Origin of the sequence: Streptomyces sp. NPDC051180 (assembly GCF_040689545.1) — a bacterium.
Taxonomy (GTDB): Bacteria; Actinomycetota; Actinomycetes; order Streptomycetales; family Streptomycetaceae; genus Streptomyces.
Map to the genome: position 1 here is coordinate 1 of NZ_JBFBBC010000025.1, position 25,609 is coordinate 25,609.

Here is a 25,609-nt window from a genome sequence, read left to right on the forward strand (position 1 = left end):
CCTCCCGGTAGGGGCCGTGGTACGTGCAGTGGTCGACCCACTCCCGCCAGAACTCGGCGGTCGCCGCCAGGGAGCCCTCGACGTGGTGTCCGTACCGGCCCTCCGGCGTGTCGGCCGGGCGGGTCCGCCCGCGCCGCCGACCTGTCCTACAGGCCCGCGGCGGCGGACAGGTCCCGCTTGATCGCGGCGAGGATCTCCGCGCCGGTGGCGCGGGCCGCGGTCAGGCCGCTCGCGTCGGCGACCGGGACGACGACCTCCAGGTAGCACTTGAGCTTGGGCTCGGTGCCGCTCGGGCGGACGATCACGCGGGCCTTGTAGGCCCCCTCCAGGTGGTAGCGCAGGCCGTCCGTCGGCGGGAGGGACTCCGTGCCCTTCGTCAGGTCCTCGGCCGAGACGACCGTGAGCCCGGCGAGGGAGACGGGCGGGCGCTCGCGCAGCGCGGCCATCGCGTTCGCGATGACGGAGAGGTCCTCGACGCGCACCGACAGCTGGTCCGTGGCGTGCAGCCCGTGCGCGACCGCGAGGTCGTCGAGCAGGTCGGTCAGCGTCCGGCCCTGCTCCTTGAGGACCGAGGCCAGCTCGGTGACGAGCAGCGCCGCCGTGATGCCGTCCTTGTCGCGGACGCCCTCGGGGTCGACGCAGTAGCCGAGCGCCTCCTCGTAGCCGTACCGCAGGCCGTCGACGCGGGCGATCCACTTGAAGCCGGTCAGCGTCTCCTCGTAGCCGACGCCCGCGGCATCGGCGATGCGGCCGAGCAGCGAGGACGACACGATCGACTCGGCGAAGACGCCGGTGGCGCCCTTGCCCACCAGGTGCGCGGCGAGCAGCGCGCCGACCTCGTCGCCGCGGAGCATCCGCCAGCCGCCCTCGACGGAGGCGTCGGGCACGGCCACCGCGCAGCGGTCCGCGTCCGGGTCGTTGGCGATGACGATGTCGGGACCCACGGCACGGGCGGCCTCGAAGGCGAGGTCCATGGCGCCCGGCTCCTCCGGGTTGGGGAAGGCGACCGTGGGGAAGGCGGGGTCCGGGTCGGCCTGCTCGGCGACGAGCGCGGGCGGCGGGAAGCCGGCCCGGGCGAACGCGGCCGTCAGGACGTCCTTGCCGACGCCGTGCATGGCCGTGTAGACGGTCCGCGCGGTGCGGGGGGAGCCGGGCGTCAGGACCGCGTCCGTGCGCTCCAGGTAGGCGGCCAGGACCTCGTCGCCGAGGGTCTCCCAGCCCGACGCGGGGCGCGGCACGTCGTGCAGCGAGCGGACCGCGTCGATCTCGGCGGCGATCTCCGCGTCGGCGGGCGGCACGATCTGCGAGCCGTCGCCCAGGTACACCTTGTAGCCGTTGTCGCGGGGCGGGTTGTGACTCGCCGTCACCTCGACGCCCGCGACGGCACCCAGATGCCTTATGGCGTACGCGAGGACGGGCGTCGGCAGCGGCCGGGGGAGGACCGCGGCGCGGAGCCCCGCGCCGGTCATCACGGCGGCGGTGTCACGGGCGAAGTCGGCCGACTTGTAGCGGGCGTCGTAGCCGATCACCACGAGGCCGCCCTCCTCGCCCTTGGCCTTGAGGTACGCGGCCAGGCCGGCGGCGGCGCGGATGACCACCGAGCGGTTCATCCGCATCGGCCCGGCGCCCAGCTCGCCGCGGAGCCCGGCGGTGCCGAACTGGAGCGTCCCGGCGAACCGGGCGGCGAGCTCGGCGGTGTCACCGGCTTCGATGAGTCGCGCGAGCTCCTCGCGGGTCTCGCTGTCGGGGTCCTCGGCGAGCCATGCCTGGGCCCGGGTGAGGAGGTCGTCCTGCGTCACGGTGTGCCTTTCGGGGAGTGCGGGCGGGAGGGCGGCGGGTGCGGGCCGGCGGCGCGTGCGTGCGGCCGTCGCGCGGAGCCTTTCCCCGCCCGGCCCCTTCCCGTAACCCGGGGATCCGCCCGGCCCTCCCCGTGTCCGGGGGATCCGCTCGGCGGCCCCCGGTGAGCCGGGAGGCTCAGATGCGGTCGAGCACCCGGGTCAGGAGTTCGCCCATCCGGGCCGCCGAGTCGCGTCCCGCCTGGAGCACCTCCTCGTGGTTCAGCGGCTCGCCCGAGAGCCCCGCGGCGAGGTTGGTGACGAGGGAGATGCCGAGGACCTCGGCGCCGGCCTCGCGGGCCGCGATGGCCTCCAGGACGGTGGACATGCCGACCAGGTCGCCGCCCATGACGCGGACCATGTTGATCTCGGCCGGGGTCTCGTAGTGCGGGCCGGGGAACTGGACGTAGACGCCCTCCTCCAGCGTCTCGTCGATCTCCTTGCACAGCGCGCGCAGCCGCGGCGAGTACAGGTCGGTGAGGTCGACGAAGTTGGCGCCCACGATCGGGGAGGCGGCCGTGAGGTTGAGGTGGTCGCTGATGAGGACCGGCTGGCCGGGGCGCATGCCCTCGCGCAGGCCGCCGCAGCCGTTGGTGAGGACGACCGTCTTGCAGCCGGCGGCGACGGCGGTGCGGACGCCGTGGGCGACGGAGGCGACGCCCCGGCCCTCGTAGAAGTGCGTGCGGCCGAGGAAGACCAGCGCCCGCTTGGCACCGATCTTGTACGAGCGGACCTTGCCGCCGTGGCCCTCGACGGCCGGCGGCGGGAAGCCGGGGAGTTCGGTGACCGGGAACTCGGCCTCGGGGGCGCCGAGCGCGTCGACGGCGGGCGCCCAGCCCGAGCCCATGACCAGGGCGACGTCGTGGCTCTCGACTCCGGTCAGCTCGCGAAGACGTGCGGCAGCGGCCTCGGCGGCCTCGTACGGGGTGGCAGTTGCGTTCACTGACTCTCTCGCCTCGGGGAGGGGAGTCCGAGGGGGGCCCCGGACGGATTTGTTACGCGAAGAAGCGTATCCGGAGATTGCCTACGCGCGTAGATGACGAGCTGACGGACATGCGATCGTTGTCTTGTCGTTTCCGACGAACGGGTGATCCGGCAGCCGCGGGCGGATCAACAGGGACGCTTCCGCAACTCCATCACGTAGTCGTGCGGCGCGCCCGCCGACTCGGCGGCGTCCGCCACCTCGCCCAGGTACCGGGCGGAGGGCAGCCCGCCCTCGTAGGCGTTGAGGACGTACACCCAGGCCGCCTCCTCGCCGTCGAGCGTGTGCACCCGGACGCGCATCCGGCGGTAGATGTCGAGCCCCACGCCCTCCCAGCGGTCCATGGAGTCCTCGTCCATCGGGGCGATGTCGTACAGCCCCACGAAGACCTGGGACCGGGGGGCCTCCACGATGGTGGCCAGCGCCCCCTCCCAGCCCATCTGCTCGCCGCCGAAGGTCAGCCGCCAGCCGTTCAGCCAGCCGGTGCCGCGCAGCGGGGAGTGGGGTGCGCGGCGGCTCATCAGCCGCGCGTCGAGGTTGCCGGCGAAAGCGGCGTAGAGCGACATGGGACCGAGGGTACGGGAGCGGGCGGGGTGTCCGGCGAACTCCGAGGTGGCGGACGTGCGCAGGCCCCGCGGGCACCGGGGCGGCGCGCCTACCGAGCCCCGACGTGAGGCAGTGCCGGGCGTGCGGGAGAATGGGGTACGCACTTGAAGCGTGCGGGACAATGGCGTACGCACTGCACCCCAGCGGGGGGACCCCCCGGCAGAACGAGACGCGAGGCGTAGATCCCAGTGACCCGGATCGTGATCATCGGTGGCGGACCCGGCGGATACGAGGCGGCCCTGGTGGGCGCCCAACTCGGCGCGGAGGTGACCGTCGTCGACTGCGACGGACTCGGCGGCGCGTCCGTCCTGACCGACTGCGTCCCCTCGAAGACGCTGATCGCCACGGCGGAGGTGATGACCACCTTCGACTCCTCCTACGAGGAACTCGGCATCATCGTCGCGGACGACACCCCGCACGTGGAGCAGGCCGCCCGCGTCGTCGGCGTCGACCTCGGCAAGGTCAACCGACGGGTGAAGCGCCTCGCGCTGGCCCAGTCGCACGACATCACCGCCTCCGTCACCCGCGCCGGGGCCCGCGTGCTGCGCGGCCGCGGCCGGCTCTCCGGCCGCCAGGCCGTGGACGGCTCCCGCCAGGTGGTCGTGACCGCGGCCGACGGCAGCGAGGAGACGCTGACCGCGGACGCCGTGCTGATCGCGACCGGCGCCCACCCGCGCGAGGTGCCCGACGCCAAGCCGGACGGCGAGCGCATCCTGAACTGGACCCAGGTCTACGACCTCAAGGAGCTCCCGGAGGAGCTCATCGTGGTCGGTTCCGGCGTCACCGGCGCCGAGTTCGCCGGCGCCTACCAGGCGCTCGGCTCCCGGGTCACCCTCGTCTCCTCCCGCGACCGGGTGCTGCCCGGCGAGGACCCCGACGCGGCCGCCGTCCTGGAGGACGTCTTCCGCCGCCGCGGCATGAACGTCATGGCCCGCTCCCGCGCCGAGTCCGCCAAGCGGGTCGGCGACCGGGTGGAGGTCACCCTCTCCGACGGCCGGGTCATCTCCGGCACCCACTGCCTCATGGCCGTCGGCGCCATCCCGAACTCGGCCGGAATGGGTCTGGAGGAGGCCGGGATCAAGCTGAAGGACTCCGGTCACATCTGGACCGACCGGGTCTCCCGGACGAGCGCCCCCGGCGTCTACGCGGCCGGCGACGTCACCGGCGTCTTCGCGCTCGCCTCGGTCGCCGCCATGCAGGGCCGCATCGCGATGTACCACTTCCTCGGCGACGCGGTGGCCCCGCTCAACCTGAAGACGGTCTCCTCGAACGTCTTCACCGACCCGGAGATCGCCACCGTGGGGTACACCCAGGCGGACGTCGACGCCGGCAAGATCGACGCCAAGGTCGTCAAGCTGCCGCTGCTGCGCAACCCGCGCGCCAAGATGCAGGGCATCCGGGACGGCTTCGTGAAGATCTTCTGCCGCCCCGGCACCGGCATCGTGGTCGGCGGCTGTGTCGTCGCACCGAAGGCGAGTGAACTGATCCACCCGATCTCGATCGCGGTCGACAACAATCTGACGGTCGAACAGATCGCAAATGCTTTCACCGTGTACCCCTCCCTGTCGGGCTCGATCGCGGAAGTGGCACGGCAGTTGCACACCCGAAAGTCCGCGGGCGAGGCGTAGCACCGGGGTCCGGCCCCGCTCCCGCCTGCGGGAACGGTTCGCCGACTCGGACAACCCCCGGCAAGGCGGGGCATAGCCCTGGCGCCGGACGGATCAATGACGGGGTCTCCCATACCACTTGGGGGCCCCGTCTGTGCACATCTTCTGCAATTCGGCGCATAGTGCTGAAAACTATCGGCCGGTCACGTTACTGTCAGTTTCGTGTTCGCTGCAGAACGTCGCCAGTTGATCCTCGAAATGGTGCGAGCCAATGGGGCCGTGTCGCTCCGCGAGCTCGCCCGCGTCGTCCAGACCTCGGAAGTGACCGTACGAAGAGACGTACGGGCACTGGAGGCAGAAGGACTCCTCGACCGCCGCCACGGCGGTGCGGTGTTGCCGGGCGGATTCACGCGAGAATCCGGCTTCCCGCAGAAATCCCATCTCGCCACCGCGGAGAAGACGGCCATCGCCGACGTCGCCGCGGGTCTCGTCGAAGAGGGCGAGGCCATCGTCGTCGGCGCCGGGACGACCACGCAGGAGCTGGCCCGCCGGCTCGCCCGCGTGCCCGGTCTGACCGTGGTCACCAACTCCCTGCTCGTCGCCCAGGCCCTCGCCCACGCCAACCGGGTCGAGGTCGTCATGACCGGCGGGACCCTGCGCGGCTCCAACTACGCGCTGGTGGGCAGCGGGGCCGAGCAGTCGCTCCAGGGGCTGCGGGTCTCCCGGGCCTTCCTCTCCGGCAGCGGCCTCACCGCCGAGCGCGGCCTCTCCACGTCCAACATGCTCTCCGCGAGCGTCGACCGGGCGCTGGTGCAGGCGGCGGCGGAGGTCGTGGTCCTCGCCGACCACACCAAGCTCGGCGCCGACACCATGTTCCAGACCGTCCCGACGGACGTCATCACCCGCCTGGTCACCGACGAGCCGCCGGCCCACGACGACCGGGCCGCCACCGAGCTCCAGGCCCTCGCCGACCAGGGCGTGCAGATCGCCGTCGCCGGCACCGGCCAGGGCGCGGGCGGCGGTGACCAGCACCCGCCGGGCGCCCGGCCCCGCCGTGACATGCCGCTCCCGGTCCAGCGCGGCCGGATGGCCGCCGGCCCGTACCGGGGCCCCGGCGGAGCGATGGCCGCGGAGACGATGGAGCGCACCGCGCGGGTCGCCGACATGCGACGCCGCTGAGGCCCCGAGGGACCCTCCCCCAGGGGTCCCACGCCGCCCGTCCCCCCGAACGGGACCGGGCCGGCCGCGGACCCGGACGTCAGCCCTTGAGCCCCCGCAGCGTCAGCGCGAGCAGGCGGTCCGCCAGCCGCGCGTCCTCCGGGCACTGCTCCGCCGCCAGCGCGATCGCGTTGGTCAGCTGCATCAGGTCGCCGATGGACACGTCGGCGCGCACCTGCCCCGCCTCCTGGGCCCGGCCGAGCAGCGCCTCACCCGCCGCGCGCAGCGGGTCGCTGCACCGGGAGAGCGCGGAACTCCGGTCGTACGAGGCGGACATCAGCGCGTGCGCGAGCCCCCGGTACTCCACCGCGTGGGTGATCAGCGCCCGCAGCCACTCCACGAGCGCCCGGCAGGGCGCGTCCGCCCCGGCGAGCTCCCGCGAGCGCTCCAGCAGCTCCGCCAGGGCTTCCTGGAAGACGGAGTTGAGCAGGTCGGCCCGGGTGGGGAAGTGGCGGTAGAGGGTGCCGATGCCGACGCCCGCGCGGCGGGCGATCTCCTCCAGGGGCGCGTCCGTGCCCTGCTCGGCGAAGGCGGCCCGGGCCTCGGTCAGCAGCCGCTCGTGGTTGCGGCGCGCGTCGGCTCGCATGGGTGATGGCCCTCCCCTGGTCCGGCCTGATCCACAGCCCCTGTACGAAGGGCCCGCAGGCGGCTGCCTGCGGGCCCTTCGTACGGTACTGCGTGGAGCGGGTCAGTCCTTGATGTCGCAGATGGAGGCGCCGGAGGTGACGGACGCGCCGACCTCGGCGGTCAGACCCTTGACGGTGCCGGAGCGGTGCGCGTTGAGCGGCTGCTCCATCTTCATGGCCTCCAGGACGACGATGAGGTCGCCCTCCTTGACCTCCTGGCCCTCCTCGACCGCGACCTTGACGATCGTGCCCTGCATCGGGGAGGCGAGGGTGTCGCCGGAGGCGGTCGGGCCGGACTTCTTGGCCGCGCGCCGCTTCGGCTTCGCACCGGCCGCGAGGCCCGTGCGGGCCAGCGTCATGCCGAGCGAGGACGGCAGCGAGACCTCGAGGCGCTTGCCGCCGACCTCGACGACGATCGTCTCGCGGTTGCCCTCGTCCTCGTCCGCCTCGCCGACGGCGGGGGCGAACGGCTTGATCTCGTTGACGAACTCCGTCTCGATCCACCGGGTGTGGACGCGGAACGGGTCGGCGGTGAACGCCGGGTCGACGACGACGGCACGGTGGAACGGGATCGCCGTCGCCATGCCCTCGACCTTGAACTCCGCCAGGGCGCGGGCGGCGCGCTGGAGCGCCTGCTCGCGGGTCGCGCCGGTGACGATCAGCTTGGCGAGGAGCGAGTCCCACGCCGGGCCGATGACCGAGCCCGACTCGACGCCGGCGTCCAGGCGGACACCCGGGCCCGAGGGGGCGTCGAAGAGGGTGACGGTGCCGGGGGCGGGCAGGAAGCCGCGGCCCGGGTCCTCGCCGTTGATGCGGAACTCGATGGAGTGACCGCGCGCGGCGGGGTCGTCGTAACCCAGCGCCTCGCCGTCGGCGATCCGGAACATCTCGCGGACCAGGTCGATGCCGGAGACCTCCTCGGTGACCGGGTGCTCGACCTGGAGGCGGGTGTTGACCTCGAGGAACGAGATCGTGCCGTCGGCACCGACGAGGAACTCGACCGTTCCGGCACCGACGTAGCCGGCCTCCTTCAGGATCGCCTTCGAGGCCGCGTACAGCTCCGCGTTCTGCTCGTCCGTCAGGAACGGCGCGGGCGCCTCCTCGACCAGCTTCTGGTGGCGGCGCTGGAGCGAGCAGTCACGGGTGGAGACCACGACCACGTTGCCGTGCGAGTCGGCGAGGCACTGCGTCTCGACGTGCCGCGGCTTGTCGAGGTAGCGCTCGACGAAGCACTCGCCGCGGCCGAAGGCGGCGACGGCCTCGCGGACGGCGGAGTCGTAGAGCTCGGGGACCTCTTCGAGGGTCCGGGCGACCTTCAGGCCGCGACCGCCACCGCCGAAGGCGGCCTTGATGGCGATCGGCAGGCCGTTCTCCCGGGCGAACTCGACGACCTCGTCGGCGCCCGACACCGGGTCGGGGGTGCCGGCCACGAGGGGGGCGCCGGCGCGCTGCGCGATGTGACGCGCCGCCACCTTGTCACCCAGGTCGCGGATCGCCTGCGGCGGCGGGCCGATCCAGATCAGACCGGCGTCCAGGACCGCCTGGGCGAACTCGGCGTTCTCGGAGAGGAAGCCGTAGCCCGGGTGGACGGCGTCCGCCCCGGAGTCCGCGGCCGCCTGCAACACCTTCGCCATGTCCAGGTAACTGGTCGCCGGAGTGTCACCGCCCAGAGCGAACGCCTCGTCGGCCGCCCGGACATGCAGAGCGTCCCGGTCCGGTTCGGCGTACACGGCCACGCTGCCGATACCCGCGTCCCGGCACGCCCGGGCCACACGGACAGCGATTTCGCCACGGTTGGCGATGAGCACCTTGCGCACGATGGCTCCCTCCTTGAAACAAGCTGAGTTTAGGGACTGCCGACACGGCCTTTCGACCCGTCCCCAGTGGTGAGCTTGCCCACACGGAGCGTGACCCCGGGCCTGCTCGGGTCGTGAATTCCCTTGTCGCACCACGGTACGCAGGGTTCCTTTACGGCACAGTAGCTCCGAGGTGTGGCGCAGGTCTCTGTTCAAGCGGCCAGTCGCCATTCGGGTTTCTTTGTGGAGTCCCTACGAATGGCGCAACGATTCTTTGCCGACCGCTCCGCGGCCGCCCACCGTGTGCGCCCCCTTGTCCAGGGGTTTACCGGCCAGTAGCCTTCGCGCTGTCGATCGTACTGTCGGTAACAGGCGAATCCAGGGGGTGGCCGAGGTGGCCCGCAGACCGATAGCCCTCGTGACGGCGGCGGTGCTCCTCCTCGAAGCACCCGGCATCGTCGCGATCAACGCCGTGATGGCACGGTTCCTGGAGGTCCAGACGATGTCGCTGGACGGCATGGACCCCGACGCGATGGTCACCGGCACCTGGGCGCTCGGCATCGCCTCCGGGGTCGCCCTCGCCGTCTGCGGCCTCGTCGCCCTCCTCGCGGGCCTCCGTGACCGCCGCCCGGGCCGGTTCGGCCGCGGGCTCCTCATCGGCTGCGCGGTCGTGCACGGCATCCTCGGCGCGGTCGCCGTCGGTCTGCTCGGCTGGCCGGCCTTCGCCTTCCTGATGTCGGTTCTCGCTCTGCTGGTCCTCACCCTGGTGGCGTACGGCAAGGACGCCCCCGAGGAGACCTCGACCGGAACCCCGGCGACCGCCTAGGGTCCTCCGGCGCCCGTCCAGGGGGCCTCGGGGGCGGCTCAGGCGCCCGTCCAGGGGTTCTCCGGGGTGCCTCCGGCGCGGCCCGACGCCCGGGCGTGTCCCGCCCCCGAGCGGACGAGCCCCCCGGGCGTGTCGCGCGGGGCCCCGCGCCGGCCCGGGCGCGGCGAGCGGCCCGGCGGCGCCGGCCCGGCGGCGGCTCAGGCCCAGAGGTCGGTGATCCGCACGTCCAGCTTGCCGAGGAGCCTGCGCAGCAGCGGCAGCGACAGCCCGATCACGTTGCCCGGGTCGCCGTCGATGCCGTCGATGAACGGCGCCGACCGGCCGTCGAGGGTGAAGGCGCCCGCCACGTGCAGCGGTTCGCCGCTCGCCACGTACGCCGCGATCTCCTCGTCCGTCGGCTCGCCGAAGCGCACGACGGTCGAGGCCGTCGCCGACTCGTACCGCTTGGCGGCCGTGTCGTACACGCAGTGACCCGTCTGGAGGATGCCGACGCGGCCGCGCATGTCCTTCCAGCGGGCGGTGGCGTCCTCGGCGTCGGCCGGCTTGCCGAGGGCCCGCCCGTCGAGTTCGAGGACCGAGTCGCAGCCGATGACGAGCGCGCCGAACACGCCGGGCCTGGCCGCCACATGGGCGGCCTTCGCCTCGGCGAGGGCGAGCGCGAGCTCGGCCGGGGTCGGGGCGTGGACCTTGTCCTCGTCGACACCGCTCACGATCACCTCGGGGGAGAGCCCTGCCTGGCGCAGCAGGCCGAGGCGGGCGGGGGAGGCGGAGGCGAGGACGACACGGCGCGGATCAGCAGTCATGGGGGCAGCGTAGCCAGTGCCGCCCACCCGTTCCCGCCGGAGCGTCAGGAAGCCCCGGCCGCGGGCTCAGCGCGCGCTCGCCACGAACATCGCCACCACCATGGCCAGGGCGAGGAGTACACCCGTTCGGCGGAGCATCGCCTGCATGTCGCGCAGGAACTTCGGCGGCTGGTTCTTGGGGTCGGACCACAGCATGCCCCGATCCTCCGCGCGGGAGGCCCGGGGCGCCTGAGTACGGATACTCAAGCGGCCTGCGCGGAAGGACTCGTCCGGGGCGCGCGGCCGGGATGCCCCTCATGCCGGGCCCTCCGCACCGAGGCGCCCCCTCCGCGCCGAGGCGCCCCCTACGCGCCGGTGAACACGCCGTCGCGCGCCGCCGCGAGCGCCGCCGCCGCGGCCCGTTCCGCCACGTCCGCCGTGAGCTCCTCGTGGGTGACCGCGAAGCGGTAGTACAGCGGCGCGGAGACGGCCCGGAGGAGTTCGACGGGGTCGGTCCCCGCCGGGACCTCGCCGCGCGCCGCGCCCCGGGTGACGACCGGGGTCCATTCGGCGAGCCGGGTCCGGTAGAAGCCGGCGAGCGCTCCGGCGCACTCCTCGTCGCAGGCGGCCGCGGCGATGACCGCGCGGAAGACGGCGCCCATCCGGGGGTCGGTGAGGGTGGCCCGGACGAGTTCGGCGTTGGCGCGCAGGTCGCCCGGGAGGCCGCCGGTGTCGGCGGCCGGCAGGGACTGCTCGGCCATGTCGTGCAGGAGGTCGGCGACGAGTCCGGCGGGGGAGCCCCAGCGCCGGTAGACGGTCGTCTTGCCGACGCCGGCGCTCGCGGCGACCCGGTCCATGTTGAGGGCGTGGAAGCCCGTGTCGGCGAGGGCGTCCCGGGTGGCGTCCAGGACGGCGCTGCGGACCTTCGCGGTGCGGCCGCCGGGGCGGAGGGTGCCGGGCGAGGCCGGGCGGCTCTCAGTCAAATGGGTCTCCTGTTCCATTAAGGCCGTCGACTCTGCTACGGTACGGGACATCTTAACGGAACCAGCCTCCCATTAAGGGGTCGTACGCATGGTTGCCCTGGATCTCCCCGCCACCGCGCCGGCCACATCGCCGAGCGCCCCGCCCGACCGCATGACCGGCCGGATGAGACTCGTCCTGGTCGTCCTCCTCCTCGCCCAGTTCATGCTGGCCGTCGACTTCTCGATCCTGAACGTCGCCCTGCCCGTCATCGGCCGGGGACTCGGCTTCGGCCTCGGCGGCCTCCAGTGGATCGCCACCGCCTTCGCCCTCGCCGCCGCCGGATTCACCCTCCTCTTCGGGCGTGTCGCGGACCTCGTCGGCCGCCGCCGGCTCTTCCTCGGCGGCATGGCGCTCCTCGGCCTCTCCTCGCTCGTCGGCGGCCTCGCCACCGGCCCCGAGATGCTGATGGCCGCCCGGGTCGCCCAGGGCCTCGCGACGGCCGCCGTGACCCCCGCCGGGCTCTCCCTGCTCACCGCCTCGTTCCCCGAGGGCCCGCTGCGCGCCAAGGCGCTCGGCCTCAACGGCGCCCTCATGTCCGCGGGCTTCACCACCGGCGCGATCCTCGGCGGCGTCCTCACCGACCTGCTCTCCTGGCGCTGGGCCTTCCTCGTCAACGTCCCGGTCGCCCTCGCCGTCCTCCTCGTCGCCCCCGCCGTCATCGCGGAGAGCCGCCCGGCGGTCCGGCCCCGGCTCGACGTGCCCGGCGCGGTCACCGTCACCGGCGGCCTCCTCGCCCTCGTCTACGGTCTGACGGCCGCCGGCGAGCACGGCTGGGCCGACCCCGTCGCGCTCACCGCCCTGGCCGCCGGAGCCGCCCTCCTGGCCGCCTTCGGGCTGGTCGAGCGGCGCGCCGCCTCGCCCCTCGTCGCGCTCCACGTCCTGAAGCGCCGCACGGTCGTCTGGGGCAACCTCGCCGGGCTCGTCGCCTTCGTCACCGAGACCTCGCTCGTCTTCCTGATGACGCTGTACCTCCAGGACGTCCTGGGCTTCTCGCCGCTCGCCGCCGGACTCTCCTTCGGCGTGCTCGGCGCCGGCACGATCCTCGGCGGCGTCACCGCCTCCCGGTTCATCGGCCGCTTCGGAGCCCGCGGCGCCCTGGTCACCGGTGGACTCCTCCAGGCCGCCGCGACCCTCGCGCTGTACGGCCTGGGCGACGACCGGAGCGGCCTCTGGCTGCTGCTCGCCGCCACCTTCGCCGGCGGGGTCGGCAACATGCTCGCGATCGTCGGCTTCATGGTCACCGCCACCTCGGGCATCCCCGACGGCGAGCAGGGCATGGCGACCGGCCTCGCGACGATGACCCAGCAGATCGGCATCACCATGGGCACGCCGGTGATGAGCGCCGTCGTCGTCACCGCCCCGGTGCTCCTCGACGGCATCGGCCTCGCCGTCCTCGTCAACGCCGCGATCGTCGCCGTCGGCGCCGTGCTCGCCGGTCTCTTCCTCCGCCGTACGTGACGCGGCCCCGGACAGGGGAACGCGAAGGGCCGGACCCCCCGCACACGGGGTCCGGCCCTTCGTCGCACGGCGGCCTCTCCGGCTACACCGGCCAGTACGACCGCGCCCAGGCCCGCGGGCCCGGTCGCTGCCGCACCGTCCGCGCGATGCGCGACGGGTCCGACCACCCCTCCGGTACGGCCGGGCCGCCGCCCTCGGCGGACGCCGCCGCCGTGGCCGCGGCCCGCGCCTGCACGACCGCCAGTGCGGCGGCCAGCTCCTCGGGGGTCGGATTTCCTCGTACGACCTTGATCACAACGGCTCCTTCAGCGCTCGTACAGGGGCCTACAGCGGGATGTTGCCGTGCTTCTTCGGAGGAAGGGATTCCCTCTTCGTCCGCAGCTGACGCAGCCCCTTGACGATCTGCGGGCGCGTGTCGGACGGCAGGATCACCCCGTCGATGTAACCGCGCTCGGCGGCGATGTACGGGTTGAGCAGCGCGTCCTCGTACTCCTGCATCAGCCGCGCCCGCTCCGACTCCTGGTCCTCCGCCTCGGCGATGGTCCGCCGGTGCAGGATGTTGACCGCGCCCTGCGCGCCCATGACCGCGATCTGCGCCGTCGGCCACGCCAGGTTCAGGTCGGCGCCCAGGTGCTTGGAGCCCATGACGTCGTACGCGCCGCCGAACGCCTTGCGGGTGATGACCGTGATCAGCGGGACCGTCGCCTCGGCGTACGCGTAGATCAGCTTCGCGCCGCGCCGGATGATGCCGCCGTACTCCTGGTCCACGCCCGGCAGGAAGCCCGGCACGTCGACGAAGGTCAGGACGGGGATGTTGAACGCGTCGCAGGTGCGCACGAACCGCGCGGCCTTCTCGGACGCGTTGATGTCGAGGCAGCCCGCGAACTGCATCGGCTGGTTGGCGACGACGCCGACCGGGAAGCCCTCGACCCGGCCGAAGCCCGTCAGGATGTTCGGCGCGAAGAGCGCCTGGGTCTCCAGGAACTCGCCGTCGTCGAGGACGTGCTCGATGACCTTGTGCATGTCGTACGGCTGGTTCGCCGAGTCCGGGATCAGCGTGTCGAGTTCGCGGTCCTCGTCGTTCACCTCGGTCTCCGCCGCCTCCGGGAAGGCGGGCGGCTCGGAGAGGTTGTTCGACGGCAGGTAGGACAGGAGCGACTTCACGTACTCGATCGCGTCCTTCTCGTCCCCCGCCATGTGGTGCGCCACGCCCGAGGTCGCGTTGTGCGTCCGGGCGCCGCCCAGCTCCTCGAAGCCCACGTCCTCACCGGTGACCGTCTTGATGACGTCCGGACCGGTGATGAACATGTGCGAGGTCTGGTCCACCATCACCGTGAAGTCGGTGATCGCGGGGGAGTACACCGCGCCGCCCGCGCACGGGCCCACGACCAGGGAGATCTGCGGGATCACCCCCGACGCGTGGGTGTTGCGGCGGAAGATCTCGCCGTACATGCCGAGCGCGCTCACACCCTCCTGGATGCGGGCGCCGCCGGAGTCGTTGATGCCGACGACCGGGCAGCCCGTCTTCAGCGCGAAGTCCATCACCTTGATGATCTTCTGGCCGTACGTCTCGCCCAGCGCGCCGCCGAAGACGGTGAAGTCCTGGGAGAACACGGCCACCGGACGGCCGTCGACCGTGCCGTAGCCGGTCACGACGCCGTCCCCGTACGGGCGGTTCTTCTCCAGGCCGAAGTTGGTCGACCGGTGTCGGGCCAGTTCGTCGAGCTCGACGAACGACCCTTCGTCGAGCAGCAGGGCGATCCGCTCGCGCGCGGTCAGCTTCCCCTTCGCGTGCTGCTTCTCCACCGCACGCTCCGAGCCGGCGTGAGTGGCCTCGTCGATACGGCGCTTGAGGTCCGCGATCTTGCCTGCGGTCGTGTGAATGTCGATCTCGTACTGCTCTGCCGGCTCGGACATCGGGATGCGGCTCCCTGCCTGGTCACGGGGGGTTCGTTGACTTCGAATGGGCTACTGCTGGCCTACTGACCCGTAGCGTATCGACGCCGATACGGTTCGGCACTGCGGTCTTTGCCACACCTACTCTGGCTTGCATGACGTCCTCCCAAGGCTCAGGCGGCCCCTGGTCCGACCTCGACCGGCCCCCGCTGAACGCCCCCGCACTGCGCCGCGCGCTAGTCACCCCCGACGGCCCGTGGACCTCGCTCGACGTGGTCGCCTCCACCGGTTCCACCAACAGCGACCTCGCCGGCCGCGCCGACGAACTGCCCGAGGGCGCGGTCCTCGTCGCCGAGGAGCAGACCTCGGGCCGCGGCCGCCTCGACCGCAGCTGGACGGCGCCGGCCCGCTCCGGGCTCTTCCTCTCCGTCCTGCTCAAGCCCGAGGTCCCCGTCCACCGCTGGGGCTGGCTCCCGCTCCTCACCGGGGTGGCCGCGGCGACCGGCCTCGCGAAGGCCGCCGGCGTCGACATGTCCCTCAAGTGGCCCAACGACCTCCTGGTCTCCGTCGCCGGCGAGGAGCGCAAGACCGGCGGCATCCTCGCCGAGCGGGCCGGCGCGGACGGCGTCGTCGTCGGCCTCGGCATCAACGTCACCCTCAAGGCGGACGAACTCCCCGTCCCCACCGCGGGGTCCCTGCTCCTCGCCGACGCCGTCTCCACCGACCGCGACACCCTGCTGCGGGCCGTCCTGCGCTCCCTCGCCCAGTGGTACGGAGACTGGGTGCGGGCCGGGGGCGATCCGGTCGCCTCCGGCCTCCAGGCCGCGTACACCGCCGACTGCGCCACCCTCGGCCGCCGCGTTCGCGCGGACCTCCCGGGTGAACGCATGCTGGAGGGCGAGGCCGTCGCCCTGGACGGCGACGGCCGGCTGGTCGTCGCCACCGAGGGCGGCGGCACCGAAGCGGTCGGCGCCGGCGACATCGTCCACCTGCGGACCCCCGTCTGACGGCCGACGTGAGCGAGGGGCGCGGTCCGGGCACGGCCCGGACCGCGGCCACGGGACGGAATGGCTCGCCGTTCGGGCGTGAGCCATTCCACACCTGTCGTATCGTGGACCGCGATCCAGGCGACAGATCGGCAGGGCAAGTGGGCAGGGAACGGGCAGGAGGCGGCCGGTGACCGTCGACGACGAGAACGAGGGCCGCGCGCCCGAGCCTCCCGCGTACCCCACCCCCCACCACGAGGTCGACCACACGGTCGAGCCGACCGACGACCCCCTCGCCATCCGCCTCGAACAGCTCATCCTCGGAGCGGACCGGCGCTACACGCCCTTCCAGGCCGCCCGCACGGCCGGCGTCTCCATGGAGCTCGCGTCGCGCTTCTGGCGGGCCATGGGCTTCGCCGACATCGGCCAGGCCAAGGCGCTCACCGAGGCCGACGTGCTGGCCCTGCGCCGCCTCGCCGGCCTCGTCGAGGCGGGGCTGCTCAGCGAGCCGATGGCCGTCCAGGTCGCCCGCTCCACCGGCCAGACCACCGCCCGTCTGGCCGAATGGCAGATCGACTCCTTCCTGGAGGGCCTCACCGAGCCCCCCGAGCCCGGCATGACCCGGACCGAGGTGACCTACCCCCTCGTCGAGCTGCTCCTGCCCGAGCTGGAGGAGTTCCTGATCTACGTGTGGCGCCGCCAGCTGGCCGCCGCCACCGGCCGGGTCGTGCAGGCCGCCGACGACGAGGAGATGGTCGACCGGCGCCTCGCCGTCGGCTTCGCGGACCTCGTCGGCTTCACCCGGCTCACCCGGCGCCTGGAGGAGGAGGAGCTCGGCGAGCTGGTCGAGGCGTTCGAGACCACCTGCGCCGACCTCGTCGCCGCGCACGGCGGCCGGCTCATCAAGACCCTCGGCGACGAGGTGCTGTACGCCGCCGACGACGCCGGCACGGCCGCCGAGATCGCGCTGCGCCTGATCGAGACGCTCAGCCACGACGACACCATGCCCGCCCTGCGCGTCGGCATCGCCTTCGGCACCGTGACGACCCGGATGGGCGACGTCTTCGGCACCACCGTGAACCTCGCGAGCCGCCTGACCTCGATAGCCCCCAAGGACGCCGTCCTCGTCGACGGCGCGCTCGCCGAGGAGCTGTCCAGGACCGGCGAGGCGCCCGTCTCCGAGACGGCCGCCGCCGAGGACGCGGCCCGCGCGGAGAAGGAGGGCCGCGAGGCCGCCCGCTACCGCTTCGCGCTCCAGCCGATGTGGCAGCGTCCCGTCCGCGGCCTCGGCGTCATCGAGCCCTGGCTCCTGACCCGCCGTCCCACTTAGGATCCCCGGTGAACGCCGGTTAACAACCGTTGACGGGCGGATCACGGTCGGGAGGGTGTGCGGTCATGTCCGAGCAGCGCTTCGGTGAGTTCGTGGTGGTCCGGAAGGACGGGAGCGGTCACGTCGCCGAGCTCGTCCTCGACCGGCCCAAGGCGATGAACGCCGTCTCCTCCGAGATGGCCCGCTCGCTCGGCGCCGCCTGCGAGACGCTCGCCGCCGACCCGGCGGTCCGGGTGACCGTGCTGACCTCGTCGAACGACCGGGCCTTCTGTGTCGGCGCCGACCTCAAGGAGCGCAACTCCTTCACCGACGCCGAGCTGGTCCGGCAGCGCCCCACCGCCCGGGCCGCCTACACCGGCGTCCTGGAGCTGCCGATGCCGACCGTCGCCGCCGTGCACGGCTTCGCGCTCGGCGGCGGCTTCGAGCTGGCGCTCGCCTGCGACGTGATCGTGGCCGACGCGACCGCCGTGGTCGGCCTCCCCGAGGTCTCCGTCGGCGTCATCCCGGGCGGCGGCGGTACGCAGCTGCTGCCGCGCCGGGTGGGGGCCGCGCGCGCCGCCGAGCTGGTCTTCACGGCCCGCCGGGTGGAGGCCGCGGAGGCCCGCGAGCTGGGTCTGGTGGACCTCCTGGAGGAGGACGCGCGGACGGCGGCCCTGGAGCTGGCCGGCCGGATCGCGGCCAACTCGCCGGTCGGGCTGCGCGCGGCCAAGAAGGCGATGCGGCTCGGTCAGGGCCTGGACCTCAGGGCGGGCCTGGAGGTGGAGGACGCGGCGTGGCGTTCGGTGGCCTTCTCGGGCGACCGCGCGGAGGGCGTGGCGGCCTTCAACGAGAAGCGCAGGCCGAACTGGCCGGGCGAGTAGGGGCGACCGCCGGCCGGGCGGAGCGGGGCGCGTGAGCCGTCCCGTCCCCTCGGCGCCCCTCGATTTCTCCCCGGATGTCACGGACGGTGACGTCTCGAAGGGGAAAACGGGTGGAACCTCCCTAAGCTGGAGGAATGGGAGAGGACGTGCGGCTGCGGGCCGTAGTGGCGCTGGCGCAGGGGATGGCGGCGGCGCACACTCCGCGAGAGTTCTGGCGGGCTGCGGCGCTCGGGTCCTGCGAGGGGCTCGGCGGGAGCTTCGCCGCGCTGTCGGTCTGGCAGCGGGACCACGGTCGGCTGAAGGTCCTGGTGAACGCCGGGGAGCGGGCCGTGGGCGAGGAGGAGTTCCCGGACGCGGAGACGTATCCCGTGCACCAGTTCCCCGAGATCACCGAGTTCCTGCACGAGCAGTGGGCGGGCGGCGGCGAGCCGGACTCCTGGGTGGAGACCGCCGCGGACCGGGTCCCGACCGGCCGGGTGCTCGGTCTGCGCCGGCGGGGCCGGGGCTGCTGCGTGGTGGCACCGATCGTGCTGCACGGGCGGGCGTGGGGCGAGCTCTACGTGGCGCGCCCGATGGAGGCGAAACCTTTCACCCGTGCGGACGCCGATTTCGCGACCGTCCTGGCGGCGGTCGTGGCGGCGGGCATCGCCCAGGCCGAGCGCCTGGAGGAGGTCCGCAAGCTGGCCTTCACCGATCCGCTCACCGGCCTCGCCAACCGGCGGGCCGTCGACACCCGCCTCGACGAGGCCATCGAGCGCTACCGGGCGGACGGCTCCGTGGTGAGTCTCGTGGTCTGCGACCTCAACGGCCTCAAGCGCGTCAACGACACCCACGGCCACGCCGTCGGCGACCGGCTCCTCGAACGCTTCGGCTCGGTCCTCTCCCGCTGCGGCGCCCGGCTCCCCGGCGCCCTCGCGGCCCGCCTGGGCGGCGACGAGTTCTGCCTGCTCGCGGTCGGCCCGACGTCCGACGAGGTGGTCGCCGTCGCCGAGGAGCTCTGCGTGCGGGCGGCGGAGCTCGAACTCGGCGAGGGCGTCGCCTGCGGCGTGGCCTCCACCGGTGACCCGATCGGCCCCCTCAAGTCCGCCCGCCGCCTCTTCCGGCTGGCCGACGCCGCCCAGTACCAGGCCAAGGCCGAGCGTTCCGCGAAGCCCGTCGTCGCGGGCCGCGACGGCACCGTCATCCGCCTCGCCGACGCCCCGCCCGGCGCCCGCGACCGCCGCCGCTTCCGCGACGCGCCCACGACCGAGCCCCCGTCCGGACCCCCGCGGCGGGCCGACTGACCGGTAAGGGTCCGTCCCGTGTCGGGACGGTGACAGATTTCCCCTAGTGACATGTCGGTCTTCAATCCGTAGGGTGCTGAATATGGATATGCAGACAGTCGTCGTCCTCGGCACGTCCGGCACGACCCCGCAGGACGTCATCGACGTCGCCCGCCACGGCGCCCGCGTCGAGCTGTCGGCCGACGCGGTGGCCGCGCTCGCCGCCGCCCGCGAGATCGTGGACGCCCTGGCAGCCAAGCCCGAGCCCGTCTACGGCGTCTCGACCGGCTTCGGCGCCCTCGCCACCCGGCACATCGGCCACGAGCTCCGCGCACAGCTCCAGCGCAACATCGTCCGCTCGCACGCCGCCGGCATGGGCCCGCGCGTCGAGCGCGAGGTCGTGCGCGCCCTGATGTTCCTGCGCCTGAAGACCGTGGCCTCCGGCCACACCGGTGTCCGCCCCGAGGTCGCGCAGACCATGGCCGACGTCCTCAACGCCGGCATCACCCCGGTCGTGCACGAGTACGGCTCCCTCGGCTGCTCCGGCGACCTCGCCCCCCTCTCCCACTGCGCCCTCGCGCTCATGGGCGAAGGCGACGCCGAAGGCCCCGACGGCGTCCTGCGGCCCGCCGGCGAACTGCTCGCCGCCGCCGGCATCGCCCCCGTCGAGCTCAAGGAGAAGGAGGGCCTCGCCCTCCTGAACGGCACCGACGGCATGCTCGGCATGCTGGTCATGGCCCTCGCCGACCTCGAGAACCTGTACAAGTCGGCCGACGTCACCGCCGCGCTCTCCCTCGAAGCGCTCCTCGGCACCGAGAAGGTCCTCGAACCCGAGCTGCACGCCATCCGCCCCCACCCCGGCCAGGCCGCCTCCGCCGCCAACATGCTCGCGGTGCTCAAGGGCTCCGGCCTCACCGGCCACGCCCAGGCCGGCGAGGCGCCCCGCGTCCAGGACGCCTACTCGGTCCGCTGTGCCCCGCAGGTCGCCGGCGCCGGCCGCGACACCATGGCCCACGCCCGCCTCGTCGCCGAGCGCGAGCTCGCCGCCGCCGTCGACAACCCCGTCGTCCTGCCCGACGGCCGGGTCGCCTCCAACGGCAACTTCCACGGCGCCCCCGTCGCGTACGTCCTCGACTTCCTCGCGATCGCCGCCGCCGACCTCGGCTCCATCGCCGAGCGCCGCACCGACCGGCTCCTCGACAAGAACCGCTCGCACGGCCTCCCGCCGTTCCTGGCCGACGACGCCGGCGTCGACTCGGGCCTGATGATCGCCCAGTACACGCAGGCCGCCCTGGTCAGCGAGATGAAGCGGCTCGCGGTCCCGGCCTCCGCCGACTCCATCCCGTCCTCCGCGATGCAGGAGGACCACGTCTCCATGGGCTGGTCCGCCGCCCGCAAGCTGCGCACCGCGATCGGCAACCTCAACCGGATCATCGCGGTCGAGATGTACGCCGCCACCCGCGGCATCGAGCTCCGCGAGGGCCTCACCCCGGCGCCCGCCTCGCGCGCCGCCATCGACGCCCTGCGCGCCGCCGGCGTCGAGGGCCCCGGTCCGGACCGCTTCCTCGCCCCCGACCTCGCCGCCGCCGACGACTTCGTCCGCGAGGGCAGGCTGGTCGCCGCCGTCGAGCCGGTCACCGGCCCGCTGGCGTAACACCCGCCCGAACCTGTCGAGGGCCCTCCTCCCGGAATCCGGGAGGAGGGCCCTCGGCCGTGGTGGAAGGGCGCACGACGCCCGTCGGCGGAGGCGTCAGAAGGCCCGGCCGCGCCGCCGCATCGCCAGGGCGACGAAGCCCGCGCCGACCCCCAGGAAGCCGGTTCCGCCCAGCACGTACGGGGTGGTGTCCAGCCGGCCGGTCTCCGCGAGGCGCCCGTCGGAGACGGGGCCGTCCTGACTCACCCCGACCCGTACCCCACCCTGCTCGTCGGTGGCGTTCGCGGACGGCACGAACCACAGGGCGCACAGCAGCGTCCCCGCGGCGGTGGCGGTCAGCAGTGGACGTCGGGCGGCGGACACGGAAATTTCGATCCCCCTTGCGGAAACCGCGAATTGGTCGGTGCATGGATGCTAATGAACACACCGGGTCGTGGGAAAGCCGAGACCCCCCGGACCCCTACGCTCCCGACCATGAGCACTTCTGAGACCGCACGCTATGTACGTCTTCGCGTCGATGTCGTCCTGGAGATCGACGGCCCCGCCGCACTGACCGACGCCGCCAAGGCCCGGATCGACGACGACGAGTTCATGCCCGAGGAGGAGCGGACGCAGGCCCGCGCCGCCGTGACCGAGGACAGCGCCGAGGCGCTCGCCCACCTCGTCGAGCCGTTCGACCTCATCCGCGACGTCCCCGGCATCGACATGGTCCAGGCGTCCTGGAGCACCGAGGAGATCGAGTACGACCCCGATGCGCTGGAGTGGGACCTCGGCGAGGAAGATGGGGACGAGGAAGACGACGACCAGCCGTAGGGGCCGGGACCGGTCGCGCGAGCGCCGGTGAACGACCTGCTCACAGGCCCTGGGGCGATGTCCCGGGGCCTTTCCCGTGACGGGGCCCCGGTTCGCCTAGTGAGCGGGGAACCGGACGCTCCGCCGGTGCGTGTCGAACAGTGGCGTTCCCCACAAACGGACCGGAGACGGAACCGGACGGGGTGTCATGGGTATTGAAGTAGACGAAGCAAGAACCGCAAATCGGCGACGATGGAGAAGCGTGTGATGACGGACGGCAAGCGCCGCAGGAGCCTGGCCGCCGCGGCCGCCGTGCTCGGCGGCGTGCTGGTGCTCTCGGCGTGCAACGACGGGGACAAGGACGGCGGCGCCTCCGGCTCTCCCACGGAACAGTCGCAGGCCCAGGTCGACGAGGCGGCCGCGCAGAAGACCTCCAAGGCGCAGATCACCATCGCGCCGAAGAACGGTGCGCAGAACGCCTCGATCAACAACGACGCCAAGGTCACCGTCACCGACGGCAAGCTCACCGAGGTCACCATGACCTCCGCCGAGGGCACCGCCGTCGAGGGCGCGATAGCGGCCGACGGCCTCAGCTGGAAGCCCACCGGGGCGCTCAAGCGGGCGACGGTCTACAAGATCGCCGCCACCGCCACGGACGCGGCCGGCCTGGAGGCGCACGAGAACTCCTCCTTCACCACGGTCTCGCAGGCCAACAGCTTCATCGGGAACTTCACCCCCGAGGACGGCTCGACCGTCGGCGTCGGCATGCCCGTCTCGATCAACTTCAACAAGTCGATCACCGACAAGAAGGCCGTCCAGGGCGCCATCAGCGTCTCCTCCAGCTCCGGCCAGGAGGTCGTCGGGCACTGGTTCAACACCCAGCGCCTCGACTTCCGCCCGGACGAGTACTGGACCGAGGGCTCGACCGTCACGCTGAAGCTGGACCTCGACGGCGTCGAGGGCGCCGACGGAGTCTTCGGCGTCCAGCAGAAGACCGTCACCTTCAAGATCGGCCGCAACCAGGTCTCGACCGTCGACGTCGCCACCAAGACCATGACGGTCAAGCAGGACGGCAAGACGATCAAGACGATCCCGATCTCCGCCGGCTCCCCGGACAACCCGACCTATAACGGTCAGATGGTGATCTCCGAGAAGTTCAAGGAGACCCGGATGAACGGCGCCACCGTCGGCTTCACGGACGACGACGGCAAGGGCGAGTACGACATCAAGGACGTGCCGCACGCCATGCGGCTGTCCACCTCCGGCACCTTCATTCACGGCAACTACTGGGGCCCGGACTCGATCTTCGGCTCCTCCAACACCAGCCACGGCTGCGTGGGCCTCAACGACGTCAAGGGCGCCGGCGACCCGAACCAGTCGGCCGCCTGGCTGTACGACCACTCGATCGTCGGTGACGTCGTGATCGTCAAGAACTCCAAGGACAAGACGATCGCCCCCGACAACGGCCTCAACGGCTGGAACCTGAGCTGGGCGGACTGGAAGGCCGGCTCGGCCGTCTGACCGAGCGCCCACGGCGCGCACGAGGCCCCCTCCCGCACCGGGAGGGGGCCTCGGCCGTACGCGCCCCCGCTACTCCCGCATCTCCGCCGGCTCGTCCACGCCCCACTGCGCGAGCAGCCGCAGCGCGTCCGCCGACGGGGACCCCGGCTCCGCGTGGTACGTCACCAGCACCAGGTCCGGGTCACCGCCCGACACCTTCAGCGTCTCGTACGCCAGCGTCATCTCGCCCACCAGCGGATGCCGCAGCCGCTTCGTCCCGTGCCCCTTGTCGGTCACCGTGTGCGCCGCCCACAGGGAGCGGAACTCCTCGCTCTTCACCGACAGCTCGCCCACCAGCGCGGACAGCAGCGGATCGTCCGGATAGCAGCCCGCGTACAGCCGCAGCACGCTCACCACCTCGGTCGCCTTGCACTCCCAGTCGAGGTAGAGGGCGCGCGCGTTCGGGTCGAGGAACACCATCCGGGCCATGTTCCGCTCGCGCGGATCCCAGGCGGCGAAGTCGCCGAGCAGCGCCCGCGCCATCCGGTTCCACGCCAGCACGTCGAGACGGCGGCCCAGGACGACCGCGGGCACGGCGTCCAGGGAGTCGATGAGGTGGACCAGCCCCGGCCGGACCTGCTGGGGGCGGGCGATCGCCGCCCGCTGCCGCTTCTTCACCGTCGGCTTCGCGAGATGCGTCAGATGGGCCCGCTCGGTGTCGCTCAGTCGCAGCGCCCGCGCGATCGCGTCGAGGACCTCCACGGACACGTTCCGGCCGTTGCCCTGCTCCAGCCGGGTGTAGTACGCCACCGACACCCCGGCCAGCTGCGCCAGCTCCTCGCGGCGCAGGCCGGGCACCCGCCGGTGCCGCCCGAACTCGGGCAGACCCACGTCCTGCGGCTTCAGCCGGGCCCGCCGGGAGCGCAGGAATTCGCTGAGTTCGGCACTGGGGTCCATACGACCCGATTATCGGCGATCCGGACGGCCGACGGACATGCGTTCCTGACCCTGCCGGTAGTAGGCACACCGGACGTAGGCAGGACAGGTGGCTGGGTGCCGCCCGCCCCCTCCGGCAGGCTGGACGCCATGACCACGAACGTCACCACCGTCCCCGCGTACGCCGCCCCCGCCGCCAACGCCCCGCTGGAGCGCACCACGGTGCCGCGCCGGCCGGTCGGCGAGCACGACGTCCTCATCGACATCAAGTACGCCGGGATCTGCCACTCCGACATCCACCAGGCGACCGACGGCTGGGGGCAGGGCATCTTCCCGATGGTCCCCGGCCACGAGATCGCGGGTGTCGTCGCCGAGGTCGGCCCCGGCGTGACCAGGTTCCGGGTCGGCGACCGGGTCGGCGTCGGCTGCTTCGTCGACTCCTGCCGGGAGTGCGCGTACTGCCGGCGCGGTCTGGAGCAGTACTGCGTCACGGGCGGCACCGGCACCTACAACGCGCGCGACAAGAACGGCGAGCCCACCTACGGCGGCTACTCCAGCCACATCGTCGTCGACGAGAACTACACCCTCCGCATCCCCGAGGGCATCGACCTCGACGAGGCCGCGCCGCTGCTCTGCGCCGGCATCACCCTGTACTCGCCGCTCGTCCACTGGAAGGCCGGCCCCGGCAAGAAGGTCGCCATCGTCGGCCTCGGCGGTCTCGGCCACATGGGCGTCAAGATCGCCCACGCGCTCGGCGCCGAGGTCACCGTCCTCAGCCAGTCGCTCAAGAAGCGGGAGGACGCCCTCAGGCTCGGCGCCGACCACTACTACGCGACCGGTGACCCGGAGACCTTCACCGAGCTCGCCGGCACCTTCGACCTGATCGTCTCCACCGTCTCCGCGCCGCTCGACTTCGGCGCCTACCTCTCCCTGGTGAAGACGGACGGCGCCCTGGTCAACGTCGGCGCCCCCGAGGAGCCCATCGCCCTCAACCTCTTCTCCCTCATCGGCGGGCGCAAGACCCTCGCCGGCTCCATGATCGGCGGCATCGCCGAGACGCAGGAGATGCTCGACTTCTGCGCCGCCCACGGCCTCGGCGCCGAGATCGAGGTCATCGCCGCCGACAGGATCAACGAGGCGTACGAGCGGGTCGTCGCCAGCGACGTCCGCTACCGCTTCGTCATCGACACGGCCACCATCTGATCCGCCGCCCGTCGCCGGGCCATGACGTCCGGGGTAATCGACTCCGCACGGCAGGGCCCGGCAGGCTGGTCCCATGACCGCATACGCCATCGGAAACCTGCACCCGAAGCCCGTCCTCGACGAGGAGGTCCTCACCTACATGGAGCGCATCCAGGACACCCTCGACCCCTTCGGCGGCCGCTTCCTCGTCCACGGCGCCCCCGCCCGCGAGGTCCGCGAGGGCAGCTGGCCCGGCGCCGTCGTCGTCATCGCCTTCCCGGCGTACGACAACGCCCGCGCCTGGTACGACTCCGACGCCTACCAGGCCCTCATCCCGCTCCGCACCCGCCACATGCCCGGCGACGTCCTCCTGGTGGACGGCGTCCCCGACGGATACGAGGCATCCGCCACGGCGGCACTCCTGCGCGCCTCGGCCTGACCGGCACCGGGGC

General features: G+C 72.8%; 25 protein-coding genes. 13 read left to right on the forward strand and 12 right to left on the reverse strand.

From position 1 onward, the window contains the following. Nucleotides 1-146 precede the first annotated feature (146 nt). The 3 genes from AB0424_RS29455 to AB0424_RS29465 all read right to left on the reverse strand — a co-directional run bounded on the left by AB0424_RS29455 (nucleotide 147) and on the right by AB0424_RS29465 (nucleotide 3,383). A complete protein-coding gene (locus AB0424_RS29455; RefSeq protein WP_366309692.1) occupies nucleotides 147-1,799 on the reverse strand; it encodes a phospho-sugar mutase in 1,653 nt (550 codons plus the stop codon). 175 nt (nucleotides 1,800-1,974) lie between these two features. Beyond that, a complete protein-coding gene (locus AB0424_RS29460) occupies nucleotides 1,975-2,778 on the reverse strand; it encodes a purine-nucleoside phosphorylase (RefSeq protein WP_366309694.1) in 804 nt (267 codons plus the stop codon). Between the two features lie 167 nt (nucleotides 2,779-2,945). Continuing rightward, complete coding sequence (locus AB0424_RS29465; protein WP_366309696.1) at nucleotides 2,946-3,383, reverse strand: gamma-glutamylcyclotransferase; 438 nt, start codon at nucleotides 3,381-3,383, stop codon at nucleotides 2,946-2,948. Nucleotides 3,384-3,611: 228 nt separating this feature from the next. Between AB0424_RS29465 and AB0424_RS29470 the strand changes: the two genes are divergently transcribed. Continuing rightward, the gene (locus AB0424_RS29470; RefSeq protein ID WP_366309698.1) at nucleotides 3,612-5,051 is read left to right on the forward strand and encodes an NAD(P)H-quinone dehydrogenase; all 1,440 of its coding nucleotides are present in this window, start codon (nucleotides 3,612-3,614) and stop codon (nucleotides 5,049-5,051) included. Nucleotides 5,052-5,252: 201 nt separating this feature from the next. Beyond that, entirely contained in the window at nucleotides 5,253-6,209 is a 957-nt protein-coding gene (locus tag AB0424_RS29475; RefSeq protein ID WP_366309700.1) for a DeoR/GlpR family DNA-binding transcription regulator, read from the forward strand. Nucleotides 6,210-6,288: 79 nt separating this feature from the next. Here the strand turns inward: AB0424_RS29475 and AB0424_RS29480 are convergent, their stop codons facing one another. Next, the gene (locus AB0424_RS29480) at nucleotides 6,289-6,834 is read right to left on the reverse strand and encodes a helix-turn-helix domain-containing protein (protein WP_366309702.1); all 546 of its coding nucleotides are present in this window, start codon (nucleotides 6,832-6,834) and stop codon (nucleotides 6,289-6,291) included. A 102-nt stretch (nucleotides 6,835-6,936) separates the two neighbouring features. Beyond that, nucleotides 6,937-8,691: a biotin carboxylase N-terminal domain-containing protein gene (locus AB0424_RS29485; protein WP_366309704.1), complete on the reverse strand. Its 1,755-nt coding sequence runs from the start codon at nucleotides 8,689-8,691 to the stop codon at nucleotides 6,937-6,939. A gap of 373 nt (nucleotides 8,692-9,064) precedes the next feature. Between AB0424_RS29485 and AB0424_RS29490 the strand changes: the two genes are divergently transcribed. Beyond that, a complete protein-coding gene (locus tag AB0424_RS29490) occupies nucleotides 9,065-9,496 on the forward strand; it encodes a hypothetical protein (RefSeq protein ID WP_366309706.1) in 432 nt (143 codons plus the stop codon). A 197-nt stretch (nucleotides 9,497-9,693) separates the two neighbouring features. Here the strand turns inward: AB0424_RS29490 and AB0424_RS29495 are convergent, their stop codons facing one another. From AB0424_RS29495 to AB0424_RS29505, 3 genes are all read right to left on the reverse strand, one after another. Then, nucleotides 9,694-10,299 (reverse strand): nucleoside triphosphate pyrophosphatase, encoded by a 606-nt coding sequence (locus AB0424_RS29495; protein ID WP_366309708.1) that lies wholly within the window; start codon nucleotides 10,297-10,299, stop codon nucleotides 9,694-9,696. Nucleotides 10,300-10,365: 66 nt separating this feature from the next. Continuing rightward, a complete protein-coding gene (locus AB0424_RS29500; RefSeq protein ID WP_093874383.1) occupies nucleotides 10,366-10,494 on the reverse strand; it encodes a morphogenic membrane protein MmpB in 129 nt (42 codons plus the stop codon). A 149-nt stretch (nucleotides 10,495-10,643) separates the two neighbouring features. After that, nucleotides 10,644-11,279, reverse strand: a complete 636-nt coding sequence (locus AB0424_RS29505; RefSeq protein ID WP_366309711.1) for a TetR/AcrR family transcriptional regulator — start codon at nucleotides 11,277-11,279, stop codon at nucleotides 10,644-10,646. Between the two features lie 70 nt (nucleotides 11,280-11,349). On the opposite strand from AB0424_RS29505, the gene AB0424_RS29510 reads away from it, so the two are divergent. Further along, complete coding sequence (locus tag AB0424_RS29510; protein ID WP_366309713.1) at nucleotides 11,350-12,759, forward strand: MFS transporter; 1,410 nt, start codon at nucleotides 11,350-11,352, stop codon at nucleotides 12,757-12,759. Between the two features lie 82 nt (nucleotides 12,760-12,841). Here the strand turns inward: AB0424_RS29510 and AB0424_RS29515 are convergent, their stop codons facing one another. Together AB0424_RS29515 and AB0424_RS29520 are read right to left on the reverse strand one after the other, a co-directional pair. Beyond that, entirely contained in the window at nucleotides 12,842-13,054 is a 213-nt protein-coding gene (locus tag AB0424_RS29515; RefSeq protein WP_366309714.1) for an acyl-CoA carboxylase subunit epsilon, read from the reverse strand. A 29-nt stretch (nucleotides 13,055-13,083) separates the two neighbouring features. Beyond that, a complete protein-coding gene (locus AB0424_RS29520) occupies nucleotides 13,084-14,676 on the reverse strand; it encodes an acyl-CoA carboxylase subunit beta (RefSeq protein ID WP_366309716.1) in 1,593 nt (530 codons plus the stop codon). Nucleotides 14,677-14,810: 134 nt separating this feature from the next. Here AB0424_RS29520 and AB0424_RS29525 point away from each other — a divergent pair, with 134 nt between their 5' ends. The 5 genes from AB0424_RS29525 to hutH all read left to right on the forward strand — a co-directional run bounded on the left by AB0424_RS29525 (nucleotide 14,811) and on the right by hutH (nucleotide 20,747). Beyond that, complete coding sequence (locus AB0424_RS29525) at nucleotides 14,811-15,662, forward strand: biotin--[acetyl-CoA-carboxylase] ligase (RefSeq protein ID WP_366309718.1); 852 nt, start codon at nucleotides 14,811-14,813, stop codon at nucleotides 15,660-15,662. A 169-nt stretch (nucleotides 15,663-15,831) separates the two neighbouring features. After that, on the forward strand, nucleotides 15,832-16,971 hold the full coding sequence (locus AB0424_RS29530; protein ID WP_366309720.1) for an adenylate/guanylate cyclase domain-containing protein: 1,140 nt from the start codon (nucleotides 15,832-15,834) through the stop codon (nucleotides 16,969-16,971). A 65-nt stretch (nucleotides 16,972-17,036) separates the two neighbouring features. Beyond that, on the forward strand, nucleotides 17,037-17,831 hold the full coding sequence (locus tag AB0424_RS29535) for an enoyl-CoA hydratase-related protein (RefSeq protein WP_366309722.1): 795 nt from the start codon (nucleotides 17,037-17,039) through the stop codon (nucleotides 17,829-17,831). Nucleotides 17,832-17,965: 134 nt separating this feature from the next. Next, the gene (locus tag AB0424_RS29540; RefSeq protein WP_366309724.1) at nucleotides 17,966-19,114 is read left to right on the forward strand and encodes a GGDEF domain-containing protein; all 1,149 of its coding nucleotides are present in this window, start codon (nucleotides 17,966-17,968) and stop codon (nucleotides 19,112-19,114) included. Nucleotides 19,115-19,202: 88 nt separating this feature from the next. Next, nucleotides 19,203-20,747: a histidine ammonia-lyase gene (gene hutH, locus AB0424_RS29545; RefSeq protein ID WP_366309773.1), complete on the forward strand. Its 1,545-nt coding sequence runs from the start codon at nucleotides 19,203-19,205 to the stop codon at nucleotides 20,745-20,747. A 96-nt stretch (nucleotides 20,748-20,843) separates the two neighbouring features. Here the strand turns inward: hutH and AB0424_RS29550 are convergent, their stop codons facing one another. Continuing rightward, nucleotides 20,844-21,110, reverse strand: a complete 267-nt coding sequence (locus AB0424_RS29550; RefSeq protein ID WP_366309726.1) for a hypothetical protein — start codon at nucleotides 21,108-21,110, stop codon at nucleotides 20,844-20,846. A 111-nt stretch (nucleotides 21,111-21,221) separates the two neighbouring features. Between AB0424_RS29550 and AB0424_RS29555 the strand changes: the two genes are divergently transcribed. Together AB0424_RS29555 and AB0424_RS29560 are read left to right on the forward strand one after the other, a co-directional pair. Continuing rightward, nucleotides 21,222-21,560: a hypothetical protein gene (locus tag AB0424_RS29555; RefSeq protein ID WP_366309728.1), complete on the forward strand. Its 339-nt coding sequence runs from the start codon at nucleotides 21,222-21,224 to the stop codon at nucleotides 21,558-21,560. A gap of 231 nt (nucleotides 21,561-21,791) precedes the next feature. Next, a complete protein-coding gene (locus AB0424_RS29560) occupies nucleotides 21,792-23,060 on the forward strand; it encodes an Ig-like domain-containing protein (protein WP_366309730.1) in 1,269 nt (422 codons plus the stop codon). A gap of 69 nt (nucleotides 23,061-23,129) precedes the next feature. Here AB0424_RS29560 and AB0424_RS29565 read toward each other — a convergent pair whose 3' ends face one another. Beyond that, nucleotides 23,130-23,996, reverse strand: a complete 867-nt coding sequence (locus tag AB0424_RS29565; RefSeq protein ID WP_366309732.1) for a helix-turn-helix transcriptional regulator — start codon at nucleotides 23,994-23,996, stop codon at nucleotides 23,130-23,132. Nucleotides 23,997-24,125: 129 nt separating this feature from the next. Here AB0424_RS29565 and AB0424_RS29570 point away from each other — a divergent pair, with 129 nt between their 5' ends. Next, nucleotides 24,126-25,178: an NAD(P)-dependent alcohol dehydrogenase gene (locus AB0424_RS29570; RefSeq protein ID WP_366309734.1), complete on the forward strand. Its 1,053-nt coding sequence runs from the start codon at nucleotides 24,126-24,128 to the stop codon at nucleotides 25,176-25,178. Nucleotides 25,179-25,251: 73 nt separating this feature from the next. Next, entirely contained in the window at nucleotides 25,252-25,596 is a 345-nt protein-coding gene (locus AB0424_RS29575; RefSeq protein ID WP_366309736.1) for a DUF1330 domain-containing protein, read from the forward strand. The last annotated feature ends 13 nt before the right edge of the window (nucleotides 25,597-25,609 follow it).